Source organism: Bradyrhizobium sp., from assembly GCF_035273305.1.
Classification (GTDB): domain Bacteria; phylum Pseudomonadota; class Alphaproteobacteria; order Rhizobiales; family Xanthobacteraceae; genus Bradyrhizobium.
Window position 1 is genome coordinate 1 of record NZ_DATEPI010000102.1, and the last position, 16217, is coordinate 16217.

Genomic DNA, 16217 nt, shown 5'->3' on the forward strand with positions numbered 1-16217 from the left:
GCGGGTCGCGGCGGAGGAGGCGGGGGCGGTGCGGCGGCGGGCGGCGCGGGACGAGATGGCGGCGCGGCGCGGGGCGGTTGTTTGGGTCTTCCGTCCGGACCTACTTCTTCCCTGGCCTGAGCTACGACAAGCGGCGCGTTCTGCGCATGCGCTACAGGAGCGATCAACTGCATTGCCGTGAGAGCGGTCGTGGCAAGCAGCAGCAGACGGACGTTTGTCATGATGGGCCGAATCTCCGAACAGTTTCCGACAAGGACGGTGGCGATCAACGAATAGACGTTAGGCCGGATTGTGGCGGCCCTCAAAGGCGCATTCGTGTTTATTTTCTGACGCCGATGCTTCCATTGCGCGATTGTTCATTTCGCATTCAGGCGATCATGCGAATCGCGGCGTCGCTTTGCCCTGCGACGCATTCGCGGTGTCCGGAGAGAGGTCAGGCTCAGCACTCAGTTAGGCGCCGCTTCTGTCGGTCGCCGGCGTTGGCGAGCGCTGCGGTCCTCGAAGCGGCTGCTCATCGGGCATCTTGCCGGGCAACTCTTCCGGCTGTGGCGGCGCGCCCGGCTCCCGCACGGGTGGCGGCACGTCCGGCCTCGGATTACCCGGCGGACTCTCCTGCGGCGGCTCCGACGGCCGGCCCGGCTTGATCGGCGGATCCTCTTGCGGATCGATCGGCACTACATCGCCACTTTGCGATTATCGCCCAGATCAGGACGAGTGCCCGTTGCAGCTGCCGTGGCCATCTTCACGTAGGTGATCACAGTTCCTGGTGAATCCCAGAACTCGGCATCGTCGGGCGTGATCGTCAGAACGCGGATGTTGGGATCTTCGGCGGAATCCCACCAGGCTTTTGCCGGAGTCGAGAACAGCTGCTTGATTTTGGCCCGATCATTGGAGATGCGTGCGGTTCCCGTCACCGAAACGTATTTCTGGTCGGAAGGGTTCGCGAACGACAGGTTGACCTGGGGATCGCGGGCGATCTCCTCGTCCTTGTGTCTCCGGGCGTCGCTAAGAAAATGAATCGCGTTCTCGTCCCGCGCGAGGTAGGCCGCCATCGGCCGCGCGCGAAGCTTGTTGCCATCACGCGTCACCAGCATCGCAAACCCGATTTTCTTCATGAGATTCCAGACGCGATCGATATCGTCTGCGGTGTTGTCATTCGGCATGGGTGTCGCTCCATTTGACGTTGGGCGATAACCCTTCCAAAGGGACGATGTTCCCGTATCTGCTTATGTCGAACGGCGCAGCAACAGCGTATTGCTGCGAGTCCTGGCGATCGCGGCGTAGCCGCGCGCGCCCATGTTGGCAATACAGTCTTCTTGCCATTCATTCCGCGACAAGTGCTCGATCACAACAGCGCGCGGCCAGAGACTCTCCGGCGCCTGTCCGAAGAACGGGATCATCACCCTGTCTTCGAAACCCTCGATGTCGATCTTCAGCGCGTGCACATGCTTTAGCCCCGCATCGTCAAGGATGCGGTGCAGTCGAAGTGACGGTACAGGGATTGCGTGGGCAGCATTTTGCCCCCTCACAATATGACTGGCGCCGAGATTGCTGCCGTCGCTCTGTATCATCAGCTCGCCGTCAGAATCTCCGGCTGCCGCTGCCACTAGTCTGACCTGCGACAGGATCGAAGCGGCACAGTTGAACGCAAGCCGCGCGTGGATAACGGGATGCGGTTCGATTGCGATCACTTTCCCGCTTGCACCGACATGGCGCGCCAGCGCCAGGGCGTAAGTGCCGACATTCGCGCCGACGTCGACGAACACGCCGCTTTGCGGCGTATGCGCGCGCAGAAACTCCAGTTCTTCGAGATTGTAGTCGGGATTGAGAAGCGCGCCGCGTTCGGTGGCGCTCGTTTGATGGTAAAACCGAAAGGACGCGCCCTGATACTGCGCATCTATCGGGCCAGGCCGCAGCAGGTTGAGGAGGCGCGACAGCATCGGGCGAAACGCCCCGCGCTTGAGTCTTGAGTGTTGCGCGAGCGAAATGATCGCAGCTTGCGCGCGCGTGGGCGCGAATGCCTCGAACGGAGGAGCGGTCGGATCGTTGGCCAATGCAGTACGGGGCGGCGGTGTCGATATGGTCAAAACGATGCTCGCCGACGGATGTGATGCATTAGCAGCTAAAGACTACCAGCGCCGAAGCAGACTATTTAGCACGCACGTCGCAGTGGCCGCGAGCGAGACAGCGCGGTCTTAACGCTGAGCGTCAGATTTGGCGCTCGACCAGTTTCAATTTGAGCTCAGCGATCGCTTCGGCCGGATTGAGGCTCTTCGGGCAGGCCTTGGCGCAATTCAGGATGGTGTGGCAGCGGTAGAGCCGGAATGGATCTTCGAGATTATCGAGCCGCTCGCCGGTCGCTTCGTCGCGGCTGTCTTTGATCCAGCGCGTCGCCTGCAGCAGCGCGGCCGGGCCGAGATAACGTTCGCTGTTCCACCAATAGCTTGGGCAAGATGTCGAGCAGCAGGCGCAAAGGATGCATTCGTAAAGGCCATCGAGCTTCTCGCGGTCTTCATGGCTTTGACGCCATTCTTTCTGCGGAGTCGGCGAGGTGGTCTTCAGCCATGGCTCGATCGAGGCATATTGCGCGTAGAAATTTGTCAGGTCAGGTACGAGGTCTTTGACAACAGGCTGGTGCGGCAGCGGGTTGACCTTGACCGGAGCGTCGTTTTCGTCATGCATCGACTTGGTGCAGGCAAGCGTGTTCTGGCCGTCAATATTCATGGCGCATGAACCGCAGACGCCTTCGCGGCAGGAGCGGCGGAAGGTCAGGGTTGGGTCGACGTTGTTCTTGATCCAGATCAGCGCGTCCAGAACCATCGGACCGCAATCGTGAGTATCGACATAATAGGTGTCGATGCTGGGATTCTTGCCGTCGTCAGGATTCCAGCGGTAGATTTTTAGCTCGCGCGTCTCGGTCGCGCCCGCCGGCTTTGGCCAAATCTTGCCACCGGTGATCCGTGAATTTTTCGGCAGTGCAAATTCGACCATACTCTCAAGCCTTCGTCATCAGTACACCCGCGCTTTCGGCGGAATATACTGCACGTCATTCGTCATCGTGTAGTCATGGACCGGACGGTAATCGATCGTGGTGTTGCCGGACTGGTCGATCCACGCCAGCGTGTGCTTCATCCAGTTCTTGTCGTCGCGGTCGGGAAAATCCTCGCGCGCGTGCGCGCCGCGGCTCTCGGTGCGGTTGGCCGCCGAGTCCATGGTCACCACGGCTTGCACGATCAGATTATCGAACTCAAGCGTCTCGACCAGATCGGAATTCCAGATCAGGGAGCGATCCGTTACCGCGACGTTGCCGACCCCGCTGTGCACCTTGTGAATCAGATTGTGTCCTTCATGGAGCACTTCGCCGGTCCGGAACACCGCGCAATTGTTTTGCATCACATGCTGCATGCTATCGCGCAGCTTTGCGGTGGGCGTGTCGCCGGCGGCATAGCGATAATGATCGAGCCGGCCGAGCGCCTGGTCAGCCGAATTCGCCGGCAGGTCCGGTTGTTTGCCGTTCGGCGTTAGTTTCTCGGCGCAGCGCAACGCCGCGGCGCGGCCAAACACCACCAGGTCGATCAGCGAATTGGAGCCGAGCCGATTGGCGCCGTGGACCGAAACGCAGGCGGCTTCACCGACAGCCATCAATCCCGGCACCACGAAATTGTCATCGCCGTTTTTCTTGGTCAGCGCCTCGCCGTGGAAGTTGGTCGGAATCCCGCCCATATTGTAGTGCGCGGTCGGTACGATCGGAATCGGCTCTCGCGTGACATCGACGTTGGCGAAGATCCGCACCGACTCCGAAATGCCGGGAAGCCGTTCATGCAGCACCTGCGGATCGAGATGATCCAGGTGCAGGAAGATATGGTCCTTCTTCTTGCCGACGCCGCGGCCCTCGCGGATTTCGATGGTCATCGCCCTCGAGACGACGTCACGCGAGGCGAGGTCCTTGGCGGAGGGCGCGTAGCGCTCCATGAAGCGCTCGCCTTCCGAATTGACCAGATAGCCGCCCTCGCCGCGCGCGCCTTCGGTGACCAGACAGCCGGCGCCGTAGATGCCGGTCGGATGGAACTGCACAAACTCCATGTCCTGCAGCGGCAGCCCGGCCCGCAGCGCCATTGCGCTGCCATCGCCAGTCTGGGTGTGGGCGCCGGTGCAGGAATGATAGATGCGCCCGCAGCCACCGGTGGCAAGAATCGTGGTTTGGGCGCGGAAGCGATGGAGCGTGCCATCCTCGAGACTGAGCGCGATCACGCCACGGCAGCTGCCTTCGTCGTCCATGATGAGGTCGATCGCGAAGAATTCGATGTAGAACTCGGCGGAGTGACGCAGCGCCTGACCATACATGGTGTGCAGCATGGCATGGCCGGTGCGATCGGCGGCGGCGCAGGTGCGTTGAGCCTGGCCTTTACCGTAATCAACGGTCATGCCGCCAAACGGCCGCTGATAGATGCGTCCGTCATCGGTGCGCGAGAACGGCACACCCCAGTGCTCAAGCTCGTAAACCGCTTCCGGTGCCTGGCGCACCATGTATTCGATCGAATCCTGATCGCCGAGCCAGTCCGAGCCCTTTACGGTGTCGTACATATGCCAGCGCCAGTTGTCTTCGTGCATGTTCCCAAGCGCGGCCGAGATGCCTCCTTGCGCGGCTACCGTGTGCGACCGCGTCGGGAATACCTTCGTGATACAAGCGGTGCGCAAGCCCGCTTCGCTGCAGCCGACCACGGCGCGCAGCCCGGCACCCCCGGCGCCGACCACGACCACATCGTAGGTGTGGTCTTCGATCGGGTAGGCATGTCCATTGGTGGCAAATGCTGGAGTGCCGTTTGCACCGTTCGCCTTGCCGTTTCCGCCTCCGGCCATGGACTACACTCCAGATGACAATTTGAGGATGGCGTAGATCGAAGCCAACGCCACCGCAAACGAGAAGAAATTGTTGGCCATGATGGCAGCGAGTTTGATCTTTTCGTTATGCACGTAGTCCTCGATCACCACCTGCATGCCGATTTTCATGTGCCAGGCGGTGGCGATAATGAACAGCAGCAGGATGATCGCGACCAGCGGCGCGCCGAGAACTTGCGCGGCCCCCGCTTGGTTGCGCCCGAGCAGCATCATCACCACGATGACGACGGGCAAGATCAGAAGCACCGACGCCACGGCGGTCAGGCGCTGAATCCAGAAATCGAAGGTGCCGGAATGCGAGGCGCCCAGGCTGCGGACCCGGCCAAGCGGCGTGCGCATCGATTTCGGGCTGGCAGAATCGGGTGTGGTCATCGGCCGCCTCCAATCGCGTAGGCCGCGATCCACAAAAGCACGGTCAGCGAGATGCCCCCGATCAGCGCAGCCCAGGTAAGCGCTTCACGCTCATTCGGCTTGAAGCCGTAGCCGAGATCCCAGAAGAAATGGCGGATGCCGCTGAGCATGTGATGTAGCAGCGCCCACGTATAGCCGAACACGATCAGCCGGCCGATGAAGCTCGTCGTAAATGCCTGGACATGGGCATAAGCCGTAGGCCCCGAAGCAGCCGCGATCAGCCACCACACCAGCAGCAGGGTACCGAAATACAGCGCAATCCCGGTGATGCGATGAATAATGGACATCGCCATCGTCAGGGTGAAGCGATAGGTCTGCAGATGCGGGGAAAGCGGTCGTTCGATCCTGGCGGTCATTGATGACTTTGACGTTTGCGGGGCCACGCAGGAATCCCATGGGGAGCGCGTTACACCGAATCTATTTACGAACTCGAAACCCTCCGCGCAACGGCGAAATCCGTCGTTTGCGAACGATTGTTCATACCTTCACTTGGTCATATGTTGCCGGACGTCCCGACAAGCTCCCGCGATAGCTGATGGCTGATATACCTGAAGCACGATTCACGCGTCAGCGCCCATGCTTGGCGCAAGCAGGGAGCAGGCGATGACGACGGCGGGACTGGAATTCTCGGAGCTTTTCGAATTGGCGCTTCTGCTCGTGGCGGTCGGCGCTCTGTCCGGATTTCTGGCCGGCGTGTTCGGGATCGGCGGCGGGGCAATCCTGGTCCCCGTGTTCTACGAATGCTTCCGCCTCGCGGGCGTGCCGTTGGAAGTGCGCATGCCGCTATGCATCGGCACCTCGCTTGCTATCATCATTCCAACCTCGATCCGATCCTGGCGCGCCCACTACCTCAGGGGTGCCGTCGACACCGAAATTCTCAAGTCATGGTGGCTGCCGGTTCTAACCGGCGTCATCGGGGGCAGCATCACCGCACGATACGCGCCCGAGCGACTCTTCAAGATTGTATTCGTGACCGTCGCATGGTCGGCCGCGGCGCGACTGTTGCTGGCGCGCGCCAGTTGGAAGTTCGGCAATGACCTTCCGCGCGGACCACTGATGAAGCTCTATGGTTTTGGGGTCGGAATTCTTTCCACCCTGATGGGCATTGGCGGGGGGCTGTTTTCGAATTTGCTGATGACTTTCTATGGCCGTCCGATCCACCAGGCGGTCGCAACATCCTCGGCGCTGGCAGTCCTGATCTCGATTCCCGGCGCGATCGGCTACGTTTATGCCGGCTGGCCTGCCGCCGCTTACTATCCTGCAGTCACCGCGTTGCAGATGCCGTTCGCACTCGGCTATGTCTCGCTGATCGGCGCGGTGCTCGTCATGCCGACCAGCCTGCTAACCGCGCCACTGGGCGTGAGGGCAGCGCACGCGATGTCGAAGCGCAGTCTGGAGCTGGCATTCGGCACCTATCTCTTCATCGTCGGGGGCCGATTTGTCGTGAGCCTGCTGTAAGGCGGCTATTTCGAATAGAGCTTCGAGTAGGTGTCGCGCAGAACGTTCTTTTGTACCTTGCCCATGGCATTGCGCGGTAATTCTTCGACCACCATTACTCGTTTCGGCATTTTGAATTTAGCTAGCCGTCCCTCGAGCGCCTTCAAGACCGAGCTCTCGTCGACCTTGGCGCCCTTTTCAGAGACTACGACCGCGGTGACGCCCTCACCGAAATCCGCATGCGGCACCCCAATGACAGCCGATTCGATCACGCCCGGCATGGCATCGATCTCGCTCTCGATTTCCTTGGGATAGACGTTGAAGCCGCCGGAGATCACCAGATCCTTGCCGCGCCCGAGAATGTGTACGTAACCCCTGCTGTCGATCTTGCCGATGTCGCCGGTAATAAAGAAGCCATCGTCGCGAAATTCGGATTTGGTCTTTTCCGGCATCCGCCAATAGCCCTTGAAGACATTCGGCCCCTTGACCTCAATCATGCCGACGCTCTCGCGCCCGAGTTCCTTGCCGGTTTCCGGATCCGTAACGCGGACGGACACGCCCGGCAGCGGATGCCCGACGGCACCGGGAACGCGATCGCCGTCGTAAGGATTCGACGTGTTCATGTTAGTTTCGGTCATGCCGTAACGTTCGAGCACCGCATGCCCGGTGCGCGCAAACCATTCGCGATGGGTGTCGGCGAGCAGCGGAGCCGAGCCCGAAATGAACAGCCGCATGTGGCTGGTCGCTTCTTTTGTGAGCGCCGGGCTTTGCAAAAGGCGCGTGTAGAATGTCGGCACGCCCATCAACACGGTCGCGCGCGCCATCAACTTGATGATCAATTCGGGATCGAATTTCGGCAGGAAGATCATCGACGCGCGGGCAAACAGCGTGACGTTGCTGGCCACGAACAGCCCGTGGGTATGATAGATCGGCAAAGCGTGGATCAGCACGTCGTTGGAGCTGAAGCGCCAATAGCCGACCAGCGAGAGCGAATTCGACGCGAGATTTTCGTGCGTCAGCATCGCGCCCTTGGAGCGGCCCGTGGTGCCCGAAGTGTAGAGGATCGCCGCTAGATCGTCATTGGCGCGGGCGACCGTTTCAAATTGCGCGCTGGCTTTGGCTGCGGCGGCGGTCAGGGAACCCCTGCCATCGGCGCCTAGCGTTTCAACCTTGGCGCCGGCCTTGCCGGCGATCGCGCCGATACCTTCCGCTTTGGATGGATCGCACACCACCAGCGACGGCTCGGCATCGGTGATGAAATATTCGAGCTCGTTCAGCGTGTACGCGGTGTTGAGCGGAAGATATACCGCGCCGGCCCGCACCACGGCGAGATACAGCACCAGTCCATCAACCGACTTTTCGGTTTGCGCGGCGACGCGGTCGCCGATGTGGACGCCGCGTTCCACCAGGACATTGGCCATCTGCCCGGTGCGCGCGATCAGCTCGCCATAACTGATGCGTTGACCGTCTACTGTTTCGATCGCAAGCCGCGCTGGATCCTCGATGCCGTCGAAAAGGCGGGAAAACAGATTGGCGTTCGTCATGGTTTTCTGGGTCGCGTTCATGCATCATTACGGAAGGGCACACGCGGTTTCAGTTGGCCGCGGCGATCCGGAAATTCAATAGCAAAGAGGCCCTTCACAAGGCAACGGAGAGAGTTTGCATGTCAAATAGTGGGAAACGCGTAGCCTGGGTCACCGGCGGTGGCAGCGGTATCGGCGAGGCCGGAGCGGAAGCGCTGGCGTCGGATGGCTGGACGGTGGTGGTTTCGGGGCGTCGGAAGGATGCGCTGGAGACCGTGGTCGACAAGATCAGCAAGGTCGGCGGCAAGGCCGAGGCGATCCCCTTGGACGTGAGCAAGGCCGCCGACGTCAACCAGGCTGCCGAGCAAATTCTCGCTCGTCATGGCCGGATCGATTTGCTCGTCAACAGCGCCGGAATCAATGTTCCGAAACGGAGCTGGGCGGATATGGAGCTGGAGGGCTGGGACAAGCTGGTCGATATCAATCTGAACGGCGTGCTGTACTGCATGCGCGCGGTACTGCCGGCGATGCGCAGGCAGAAGGACGGGTGCATCATCAACGTCGCGTCCTGGGCGGGTCGCCATGTCTCGAAGATGCCGGGGCCGGCTTACACAACGACCAAACATGCGGTGCTGGCGCTGACCCATTCGTTCAATATGGACGAATGCGTCAACGGCTTGCGCGCTTGCTGCCTGTCTCCCGGCGAGGTCGCAACTCCGATCCTGAAGCTGAGGCCGGTGGTGCCCTCGCAGGAAGAGCAAGCGCGGATGCTGCAGTCCGAAGATCTCGGCCGCACCATCGCCTTTGTCGCGAGCATGCCGCCCCGAGTTTGTGTCAATGAGATCCTGATCAGCCCAACCTGGAATCGTGGATTTGTGCAGACACCAAACAACAGAGATTAGTTGTACAACAGCGATTAGTTGTTCGACGTGACACGGATGTTGCTGTCAAAAGTTTCAGATCGGCGAAAATATATTCCCTGAAACCGGCCAAGAACGCTCCCGTAGCTCGGGTAACGTCAACGCGGTCAGACCATTCGGTCGGCAGCGTCGTCGTTGCCCTTTGCCGGCGGATTTCCGCCGGTCACCTCATCCATCGGGAGACCATCCATGTCGAAGCATATTGCAATTATTTCCGCCGCTTTGGGAGCGCTGGCCTTGACCGCAGCGACCATCGCGTCCGTGAGCGCGCAAGGCAAAATGAAAAGCGAAATGTCGGGCGAGAAGACCGTTATGGTCGGCGGTGCCGCTATGTTTCCGTCCCGGAACATCATTCAGAACGCCGTCAATTCCAAGGATCACACCACTCTGGTCGCGGCTGTGAAAGCCGCCGGTCTGGTCAGTACGTTGGAGGGAAAAGGCCCGTTCACCGTGTTCGCGCCAACCAACTCCGCTTTCGGCAAACTTCCGGCCGGCACCGTCGACAATCTCGTCAAGCCAGAGAACAAACCGACCCTGACCAGGATTCTCACCTATCACGTGGTGCCGGGCAGGCTTGAAGCTTCCAGCCTGAGCGACGGCAAGAAGCTCAGGACGGTCGAGGGCGAGCAACTCACGATCAAGAGGTCGGGCGACAAGGTGATGATCATCGACGCCAAGGGAGATTCCGCGACCGTCACGATCCCGAATGTCAATCAGTCGAACGGCGTTATCCATGTGGTGGATACGGTTTTGATGCCCTCCTGATCCGCCGCCTCCGATTGGCCCCACCGGATGAAACGACAGCGAGCCGGGGCTGCCCGGCTCGCTCTTTTGTGACCACGATAGTTCGGAGGCATCGATCTGATAGCCACTATCGCCGTAACGAATTGACGATGGGGGCGTATAATCGGATATCGATCCTCGACACAGGAACCGACCAGGGAACCAATATGTCCAGCCTTGCAGCGAGCGACGAACGCGCGGTACCGGCCAACACCAAGGTCATCCAGCCGGCGTGGGTCCGCATCGCGCACTGGATCAACGCGGTGGCGATGATCGTGATGATCATGTCAGGGTGGCAGATCTACAATGCCTCGCCGCTCTTCGCTTTCAAATTTGCCAAGAGCATTACCCTGGGCGGTTGGCTTGCGGGCGCCTTGCTTTGGCATTTCGCGGCGATGTGGCTGCTGATGGTCAATGGCCTCGTTTATCTCGCGTTGGGCTTCGCGACGGGTCGGTTCCGCCGCAAGCTGCTGCCGCTGTCCGCTGCCGGCGTGATCTCGGACACGAGGGCAGCACTGACGGGCAAGCTGTCGCATGACGACCTCACCAGATACAATTACGTCCAGAAGCTGCTCTATGCCGGCATTATCGTTGTCGGCATCCTCATCGTGCTCTCGGGGCTTTCGATGTGGAAACCGGTACAGCTGCACTGGCTGGTAGCGCTATTCGGCGGATACGACATCGCGCGCTACGTCCATTTCATCTGCATGTCCGCAATCGTTGCGTTTCTTATCGTGCACATCGTGCTGGCGGTGCTGGTTCCGAAAAGCCTGCGCGCGATGATTATCGGCCGCTGAAATTTGCAGGAGGATACATCATGGGCCGACTTCGCTCGCTTCTGATTCCCGGCGTTGACAAGCGGCTGCTGGTCAGGGACGCCGTAAAGACGATGCCGGATCTGGCCCGCCGGCGTTTTATCGCGGGCGGCGCGAGCCTGGGCGCCTTGACGCTCCTCACAGGCTGCGACGTGTCCGACAGCTTTTCGGCCGAAGAGATGCTCAAGCAGGTCTCGAAGTTCAACGATGGTGTGCAAGCCTTCATTTTTAATCCCAATGCGCTTGCTCCGACGTTTCCCGAAAGCGCAATCACGAAGCCATTCCCGTTCAACGCCTATTACGATCTGGAGGACGCGCCGACGATCGACGGCAAGCACTGGAAATTCGAGGTGCGCGGGCTGGTCGACAACAAGAAATCGTGGTCGCTGGACGAGCTCTACAAGTTGCCGCAGGTCACGCAGATCACCCGTCATATCTGTGTCGAGGGCTGGAGCGCGATTGGAAGCTGGACCGGCACTCCATTGCGGGATTTCCTCAAGCTGGTCGGCGCGGACACCCGCGCGAAATATTGCTGGTTCCAGTGCGCCGATTCCGAAGGCTACAACTCACCCCTCGATATGGCGACGGCGCTGCATCCGCAAACTCAGATGACGTTCAAGTTTGCAGATGAGATCCTGCCGCGCGCCTACGGATACCCGATGAAGATCAGGGTGCCGACAAAACTCGGCTTTAAGAATCCGAAATACGTGATCTCGATGGAAGTCACCAACGACTACAAGGGCGGCTACTGGGAAGATCAGGGCTACAATTCATTCAGCGGGAGCTGAGGGTTTGGAACTCCTGCCCAGCCGAGGCTGAAACGCGCAGGCGATCGCGCCCGCCGCTAGCATCGCCGCGGAGACATTGAGTGCATAGGACAGGCTGCCAAATGCATCGGTGATGGCGCCAACCGCGAGCGGTCCAAGGGTTTGGCCGATTCCGAATGCGATAGTCATGGCAGCGATACCCTTCGGCCAGACGGAGGGCGGATAGTTGAAGCGCACGAAAGCTGTGGTCGACGCGACTACCGCGAAAAACGAAACTCCGAATACCAGCGCCGAAATCGAGAGCAGCAGAGCCGAATGCCCGAATAACGGCAACCCGGCCCCCAACGCATTGACTCCAAGAATGATTGCGATCGAGAGGCCGCCTCGGTCGAGGCCCAGCACGCGCCCCCACAGCCAAGGGGTCAAAAACGCGCTGGCGCCGATCAAGCTCCAGAATGCGCTCTGCGCCACTGCACCGCCGCCGGCATCGCGGACGTATGCGATCATGAACGTCATGTAGGCGATATAGCCCGCGCCGAACAAAAAATAGCCGGCCAGATAAATCAACACTGGTCGGATCGCGAAGCTCGCGGGCGTCCTGTCCGCTAGCGCACCATCGGTGTCGATCGGCACCAGCATAAGCGGAGCGGTCATCGCAACGGCTAGAAGCGTCATGGCCCACCACACGATCCACCACGAGCCCGGTCCGAACGCCTGCAGCACGAATGGCGCGATCAGGCCGGAGGAGAGGATCCCGAGCCCAGGTCCGGCATAAAACAGGCTAAGCAAAAAATCCGCTCGCCTCGGCCGCGATTGGGCAATCCGCGCCGCCAGCGCAGCGCCCGCGACAAAGCCGACAGCGGCACCTACGCCGGCGAGCAGTCGCGCGAAACTCAGCACGGCAAAATTGCCGGAGACCGCGCACAGCACCAGGGACACGATGCAGGCCACCGTTCCCCAGCGCACCGAGGCGGACAGTCCATATCGCTTGATGAGTCTGGAGGCCATCAGCGCGCCCGCCAGATATCCGGCGGCGTTGATGGTGTTCATAAAACCGGCGGCCGAATACGACCAGCCGAGTGAATCGCGCATGTCCGGCAGCACCAGCGAATAGGCGAAGCGGCCAATTCCCAGTCCGACGGTCGGCGTCAGTGACAAAATCAAGATCAGTCGCGCAGGATGGGCTTGCGGCGATGGAGCGACGGTTACTTTCACTGGATTCTCCGGCAGTGCCGGTATTGTGGCAGGCAAAGCGGCCTCTGCACAGGCGGCCGACCAGCAATGGTGGCTTGCCATTGGCGCAATGCCGATTTAGCACTCCGCGCGCATCTGCTGTTTTAAAAACGCAAAATTCACCCAGAAGGCTAATCCAAGATGGCAAGCCACAAATTGCTAATGCTGCCCGGTGACGGCATCGGTCCCGAAGTCATGTCGGAAGTGAAGCGCCTGATCGACTGGCTCAACGCGCAAGGCATCGCGCGGTTCGAGACCGAGCAGGAGTTGGTAGGCGGCGCCGCGTATGATGCAAGCAAACAGAGCATTACCGATGCGACCATGGCGAAGGCGCAGGCAGCGGATGCCGTGATCTTTGGTTCGGTCGGTGGACCGAAGTGGGACGGTGTTGCCTATGAGGCGCGGCCCGAGGCCGGCCTGCTTCGGCTGCGCAAGGAACTCGGCCTGTTTGCCAATCTCCGGCCAGCAGTGTGCTACCCGGCACTTGCGGACGCATCGAGCCTGAAGCGCGAAGCGGTCGAGGGCCTCGATATCATGATTGTTCGCGAGCTCACTGGCGGCGTGTACTTCGGGGAACCGAAGACGATCACCGATCTCGGCAACGGCCAGAAGCGCGCCATCGATACGCAGGTCTACGACACCTACGAGATCGAGCGCATTGCCCGGGTCGCGTTTGATCTCGCCCGCAAGCGCCGCAACAAGCTGACCTCGATGGAAAAGCGCAACGTCATGAAATCGGGCGTGCTGTGGAACGAAGTCGTGACGCAGGTGCATGGACGCGAATACAAGGACGTGAAACTCGAGCATCAGCTCGCCGATTCCGGCGGCATGAACTTGGTCAAATGGCCAAAACAGTTCGATGTCATCGTGACCGACAACCTATTCGGCGACATGCTGTCGGATATCGCCGCGATGCTGACCGGGTCGCTCGGCATGCTGCCGTCGGCTTCGCTCGGCGAGGTGGATGTTAAAACCAAAAAGCGCAAGGCACTCTACGAGCCCGTGCACGGCTCCGCCCCCGACATCGCAGGCAAGGGCCTCGCCAACCCGATTGCGATGATTACCTCATTTGGAATGGCGCTGCGCTATTCGTTTGATATGGGCGAGCTTGCCGACAAGCTCGATGCGGCGATCGCGGCGGTGCTGGCAAATGGGCTTCGCACCGCGGATATCAAATCCGAGGCTGACACGGCCGTGAGCACGACGCAGATGGGCGATGCGATCCTGAAAGAGTTACAGAACCTGCACGCTTAGAGGGCGTTTTCGAGCGAAGTGGATGCCAGTTCGCCTGAACAAAACGTGGCTGAAATAAGCCAGAGCCCGTTTCTGACTCAATCAGAGGCGATCAGGCTCTAAACACCGGATCTGCCCGGCAGGTGGGGATGCTTGCCCACATCGATCTCGCCCACCATCGATGTCGCGAATGCTTCCAGATCAATACAGCGGGAAACTCTGCGGATATCCGCCGAGGTCCGACGGTGGGTTGAGCGGTTGGCGGTCGATCGGACGATTCTTGTTCTCGCGCCCAAATGATGGATAGCCGATTGCGGGCGGGAATGCGTAGTCGGTGAACTTGCGATCGCCCGGCAACACCTCAACCCCGGCATCGAGCCACGAGCGCTTGGTGACGTAGATGCGGGTATGCGGCCCTTGCTGATACGAGACGTTCGGACCATTCGGCCCGTAATAGGCACGGCCGCGGCTGTCGAACTGTTTTTTTGCCGCAGCGCTGGCGGGCATTATGACAAAGCCGACGGCGATCATGGCGAATGCGCCTAGCAAAACCGCGAGCTTGTTCGCAGCAGGAGATCTTACGCTCATCATGTCCTCACGGGCGGTCCCGCCGCCATATTCGATTTACCCGCACTTTAGCTGTGGGGCGTATGGCGTCACAAGGTCAATCGGGCCACACCGCGATACAATAATGCACGGGTGATAAGAAAATCCTGCTTGAATCCAGTATCTTGAGCCGCCGTTACGGTTTGGCTCGATTCGGCGCGCTAACCTCACACGAGCGGGCTGCCCACAACCGAACCCGATGGTGACATGCAGCGCCATCGTACCCACATAGCACATAGGCGAGGGGCAGGCTGCAAACGGTCGGGATTGTCCGATTGAGCCGACTCGGTCCCATATCTAACGTTGTCTTAATGGCATTTGTCGCATAGAAGCGCTGCCGCTTCCCTGTCGTGACGAGCGGCGGCACTTCTTTCGGAGACTAGACGATGGGCTACAAAATCGCGGTGGTCGGAGCGACCGGAAACGTCGGACGGGAAATCCTGAACATTCTCGACGAGCGGAAATTTCCGGCCGATGAGGTGGTGGCGCTGGCCTCACGCCGCAGCATCGGCGTGGAAGTGTCGTATGGCGACCGCACCCTGAAAGTCAAAGCGCTCGAGAATTATGATTTCAGCGACGTCGATATCTGCCTGATGTCGGCGGGCGGCGCCGTATCCAAGGAATGGTCGCCGAAGATCGGCGCCGCCGGCGCGGTGGTGATCGACAACTCGTCGGCATGGCGCATGGATCCGGACGTGCCGCTGATCGTGCCGGAGGTGAATGCGGATGCGGTCGCCGGCTTCATCAAGAAGAACATCATTGCCAATCCGAACTGCTCGACTGCGCAGCTCGTGGTCGCGCTGAAGCCGCTGCACGACAAGGCCGGCATCAAGCGCGTGGTGGTCGCCACCTATCAATCGGTCTCGGGCGCCGGCAAGGATGCTATGGACGAGCTGTTTTCGCAGACCAAGGCCGTCTACACCAATAGCGAACTCGTCAACAAGAAGTTCTCCAAGCGCATCGCTTTCAATGTGATCCCCGAGGTCGACGTCTTCATGGAGGACGGCTACACCAAGGAAGAGTGGAAGATGATGATGGAGACCAAGAAGATTCTTGACCCGAAAATCAAGCTCACCGCGACTTGCGTGCGGGTCCCCGTATTCGTTGGCCATTCGGAAGCCGTGAACATCGAGTTCGAGCGTCCGATCTCGGCCGATGAGGCGCGCGACGTTCTGCGCAAGGCGCCGGGATGCCTGGTAATCGACAAGCGTGAACCCGGCGGCTTCGTCACTCCCTACGAATCTGCGGGTGAGGACGCGACCTATGTCAGCCGCATTCGCGAAGATGCGACGGTGGAAAACGGGCTGGTGCTGTGGTGCGTGTCGGACAATCTGCGCAAAGGCGCTGCGCTCAATGCGATCCAGATCGCCGAATGCCTGATCAACCGCAAGCTGATTAGCTCCAAGAAAAAGGCGGCGTGAGCGGATTGGAGCCGGAGCGATGAGCGAGCAGCCGGCTCCGGATCGGACTAACCCGATCCTCAAACTCCTTGAGAGCGGATTAGAGAATACGATTTTTAACAGCCGCTGGCTGATGGCGCCGTTCTATCTCGGTCTTGTCGTCAGCCTGGCAGTGCTGTTGCTGAAATTT

At 60.2% G+C, this 16217-nt stretch carries 17 protein-coding genes and 2 pseudogenes; 8 read left to right on the forward strand and 11 right to left on the reverse strand.

Features of this window, described 5'->3' with window-relative positions:
• The 8 genes and pseudogenes from VJV58_RS06485 to sdhC all read right to left on the reverse strand — a co-directional run.
• Positions 1-221, reverse strand: a pseudogene (locus tag VJV58_RS06485) (OmpA family protein); the annotation flags it as partial.
• Between the two features lie 229 nt (positions 222-450).
• A complete protein-coding gene (locus VJV58_RS06490; RefSeq protein WP_324136513.1) occupies positions 451-675 on the reverse strand; it encodes a hypothetical protein in 225 nt (74 codons plus the stop codon).
• On the reverse strand, positions 675-1163 hold the full coding sequence (locus VJV58_RS06495; protein ID WP_324136514.1) for a pyridoxamine 5'-phosphate oxidase family protein: 489 nt from the start codon (positions 1161-1163) through the stop codon (positions 675-677). Before VJV58_RS06495 ends, VJV58_RS06490 begins: the two co-directional genes overlap by 1 nt.
• 63 nt (positions 1164-1226) lie before the next feature.
• Positions 1227-1940, reverse strand: coding sequence for an FkbM family methyltransferase (locus tag VJV58_RS06500; RefSeq protein WP_324136515.1), 714 nt, complete (start codon positions 1938-1940; stop codon positions 1227-1229).
• Positions 1941-2208: 268 nt separating this feature from the next.
• A complete protein-coding gene (locus VJV58_RS06505; protein ID WP_324136516.1) occupies positions 2209-2991 on the reverse strand; it encodes a succinate dehydrogenase iron-sulfur subunit in 783 nt (260 codons plus the stop codon).
• An 18-nt stretch (positions 2992-3009) separates the two neighbouring features.
• The gene (gene sdhA, locus VJV58_RS06510; RefSeq protein WP_324136517.1) at positions 3010-4860 is read right to left on the reverse strand and encodes a succinate dehydrogenase flavoprotein subunit; all 1851 of its coding nucleotides are present in this window, start codon (positions 4858-4860) and stop codon (positions 3010-3012) included.
• Between the two features lie 3 nt (positions 4861-4863).
• Positions 4864-5271 (reverse strand): succinate dehydrogenase, hydrophobic membrane anchor protein, encoded by a 408-nt coding sequence (gene sdhD / locus VJV58_RS06515; protein WP_324136518.1) that lies wholly within the window; start codon positions 5269-5271, stop codon positions 4864-4866.
• Entirely contained in the window at positions 5268-5666 is a 399-nt protein-coding gene (sdhC, locus tag VJV58_RS06520) for a succinate dehydrogenase, cytochrome b556 subunit (RefSeq protein WP_324136519.1), read from the reverse strand. The genes sdhD and sdhC overlap by 4 nt, the downstream gene beginning before the upstream one ends.
• A gap of 247 nt (positions 5667-5913) precedes the next feature.
• Here sdhC and VJV58_RS06525 point away from each other — a divergent pair, with 247 nt between their 5' ends.
• Positions 5914-6768 carry a sulfite exporter TauE/SafE family protein gene (locus VJV58_RS06525; RefSeq protein WP_324136520.1) on the forward strand — a complete coding sequence of 285 codons (855 nt, stop codon included), beginning with the start codon at positions 5914-5916 and terminating at the stop codon, positions 6766-6768.
• Positions 6769-6773: 5 nt separating this feature from the next.
• Here the strand turns inward: VJV58_RS06525 and VJV58_RS06530 are convergent, their stop codons facing one another.
• Positions 6774-8312: a malonyl-CoA synthase gene (locus tag VJV58_RS06530; RefSeq protein ID WP_324136521.1), complete on the reverse strand. Its 1539-nt coding sequence runs from the start codon at positions 8310-8312 to the stop codon at positions 6774-6776.
• Between the two features lie 98 nt (positions 8313-8410).
• Between VJV58_RS06530 and VJV58_RS06535 the strand changes: the two genes are divergently transcribed.
• The 4 genes from VJV58_RS06535 (at position 8411) to VJV58_RS06550 (ending at position 11576) form a co-directional block, all read left to right on the forward strand.
• Positions 8411-9172 carry an SDR family oxidoreductase gene (locus VJV58_RS06535; protein WP_324136522.1) on the forward strand — a complete coding sequence of 254 codons (762 nt, stop codon included), beginning with the start codon at positions 8411-8413 and terminating at the stop codon, positions 9170-9172.
• 207 nt (positions 9173-9379) lie between these two features.
• Positions 9380-9955, forward strand: a complete 576-nt coding sequence (locus VJV58_RS06540) for a fasciclin domain-containing protein (protein WP_324136523.1) — start codon at positions 9380-9382, stop codon at positions 9953-9955.
• Positions 9956-10140: 185 nt separating this feature from the next.
• Positions 10141-10770 (forward strand): cytochrome b/b6 domain-containing protein, encoded by a 630-nt coding sequence (locus tag VJV58_RS06545; protein ID WP_324136524.1) that lies wholly within the window; start codon positions 10141-10143, stop codon positions 10768-10770.
• Between the two features lie 20 nt (positions 10771-10790).
• The gene (locus tag VJV58_RS06550) at positions 10791-11576 is read left to right on the forward strand and encodes a molybdopterin-binding protein (protein ID WP_324136525.1); all 786 of its coding nucleotides are present in this window, start codon (positions 10791-10793) and stop codon (positions 11574-11576) included.
• Here VJV58_RS06550 and VJV58_RS06555 read toward each other — a convergent pair.
• Positions 11559-12770 carry a YbfB/YjiJ family MFS transporter gene (locus VJV58_RS06555; protein WP_324136526.1) on the reverse strand — a complete coding sequence of 404 codons (1212 nt, stop codon included), beginning with the start codon at positions 12768-12770 and terminating at the stop codon, positions 11559-11561. The two genes, VJV58_RS06550 and VJV58_RS06555, sit on opposite strands and share 18 nt — an antisense overlap.
• 159 nt (positions 12771-12929) lie before the next feature.
• On the opposite strand from VJV58_RS06555, the gene leuB reads away from it, so the two are divergent.
• On the forward strand, positions 12930-14042 hold the full coding sequence (gene leuB, locus VJV58_RS06560; RefSeq protein WP_324136527.1) for a 3-isopropylmalate dehydrogenase: 1113 nt from the start codon (positions 12930-12932) through the stop codon (positions 14040-14042).
• Between the two features lie 180 nt (positions 14043-14222).
• Here leuB and VJV58_RS06565 read toward each other — a convergent pair whose 3' ends face one another.
• Positions 14223-14609 carry a hypothetical protein gene (locus VJV58_RS06565; protein WP_324136528.1) on the reverse strand — a complete coding sequence of 129 codons (387 nt, stop codon included), beginning with the start codon at positions 14607-14609 and terminating at the stop codon, positions 14223-14225.
• Positions 14610-15013: 404 nt separating this feature from the next.
• Between VJV58_RS06565 and VJV58_RS06570 the strand changes: the two genes are divergently transcribed.
• Positions 15014-16048 (forward strand): aspartate-semialdehyde dehydrogenase, encoded by a 1035-nt coding sequence (locus VJV58_RS06570; protein ID WP_324136529.1) that lies wholly within the window; start codon positions 15014-15016, stop codon positions 16046-16048.
• A 19-nt stretch (positions 16049-16067) separates the two neighbouring features.
• Positions 16068-16217: pseudogene (locus VJV58_RS06575) on the forward strand (TIGR00645 family protein); the annotation flags it as partial.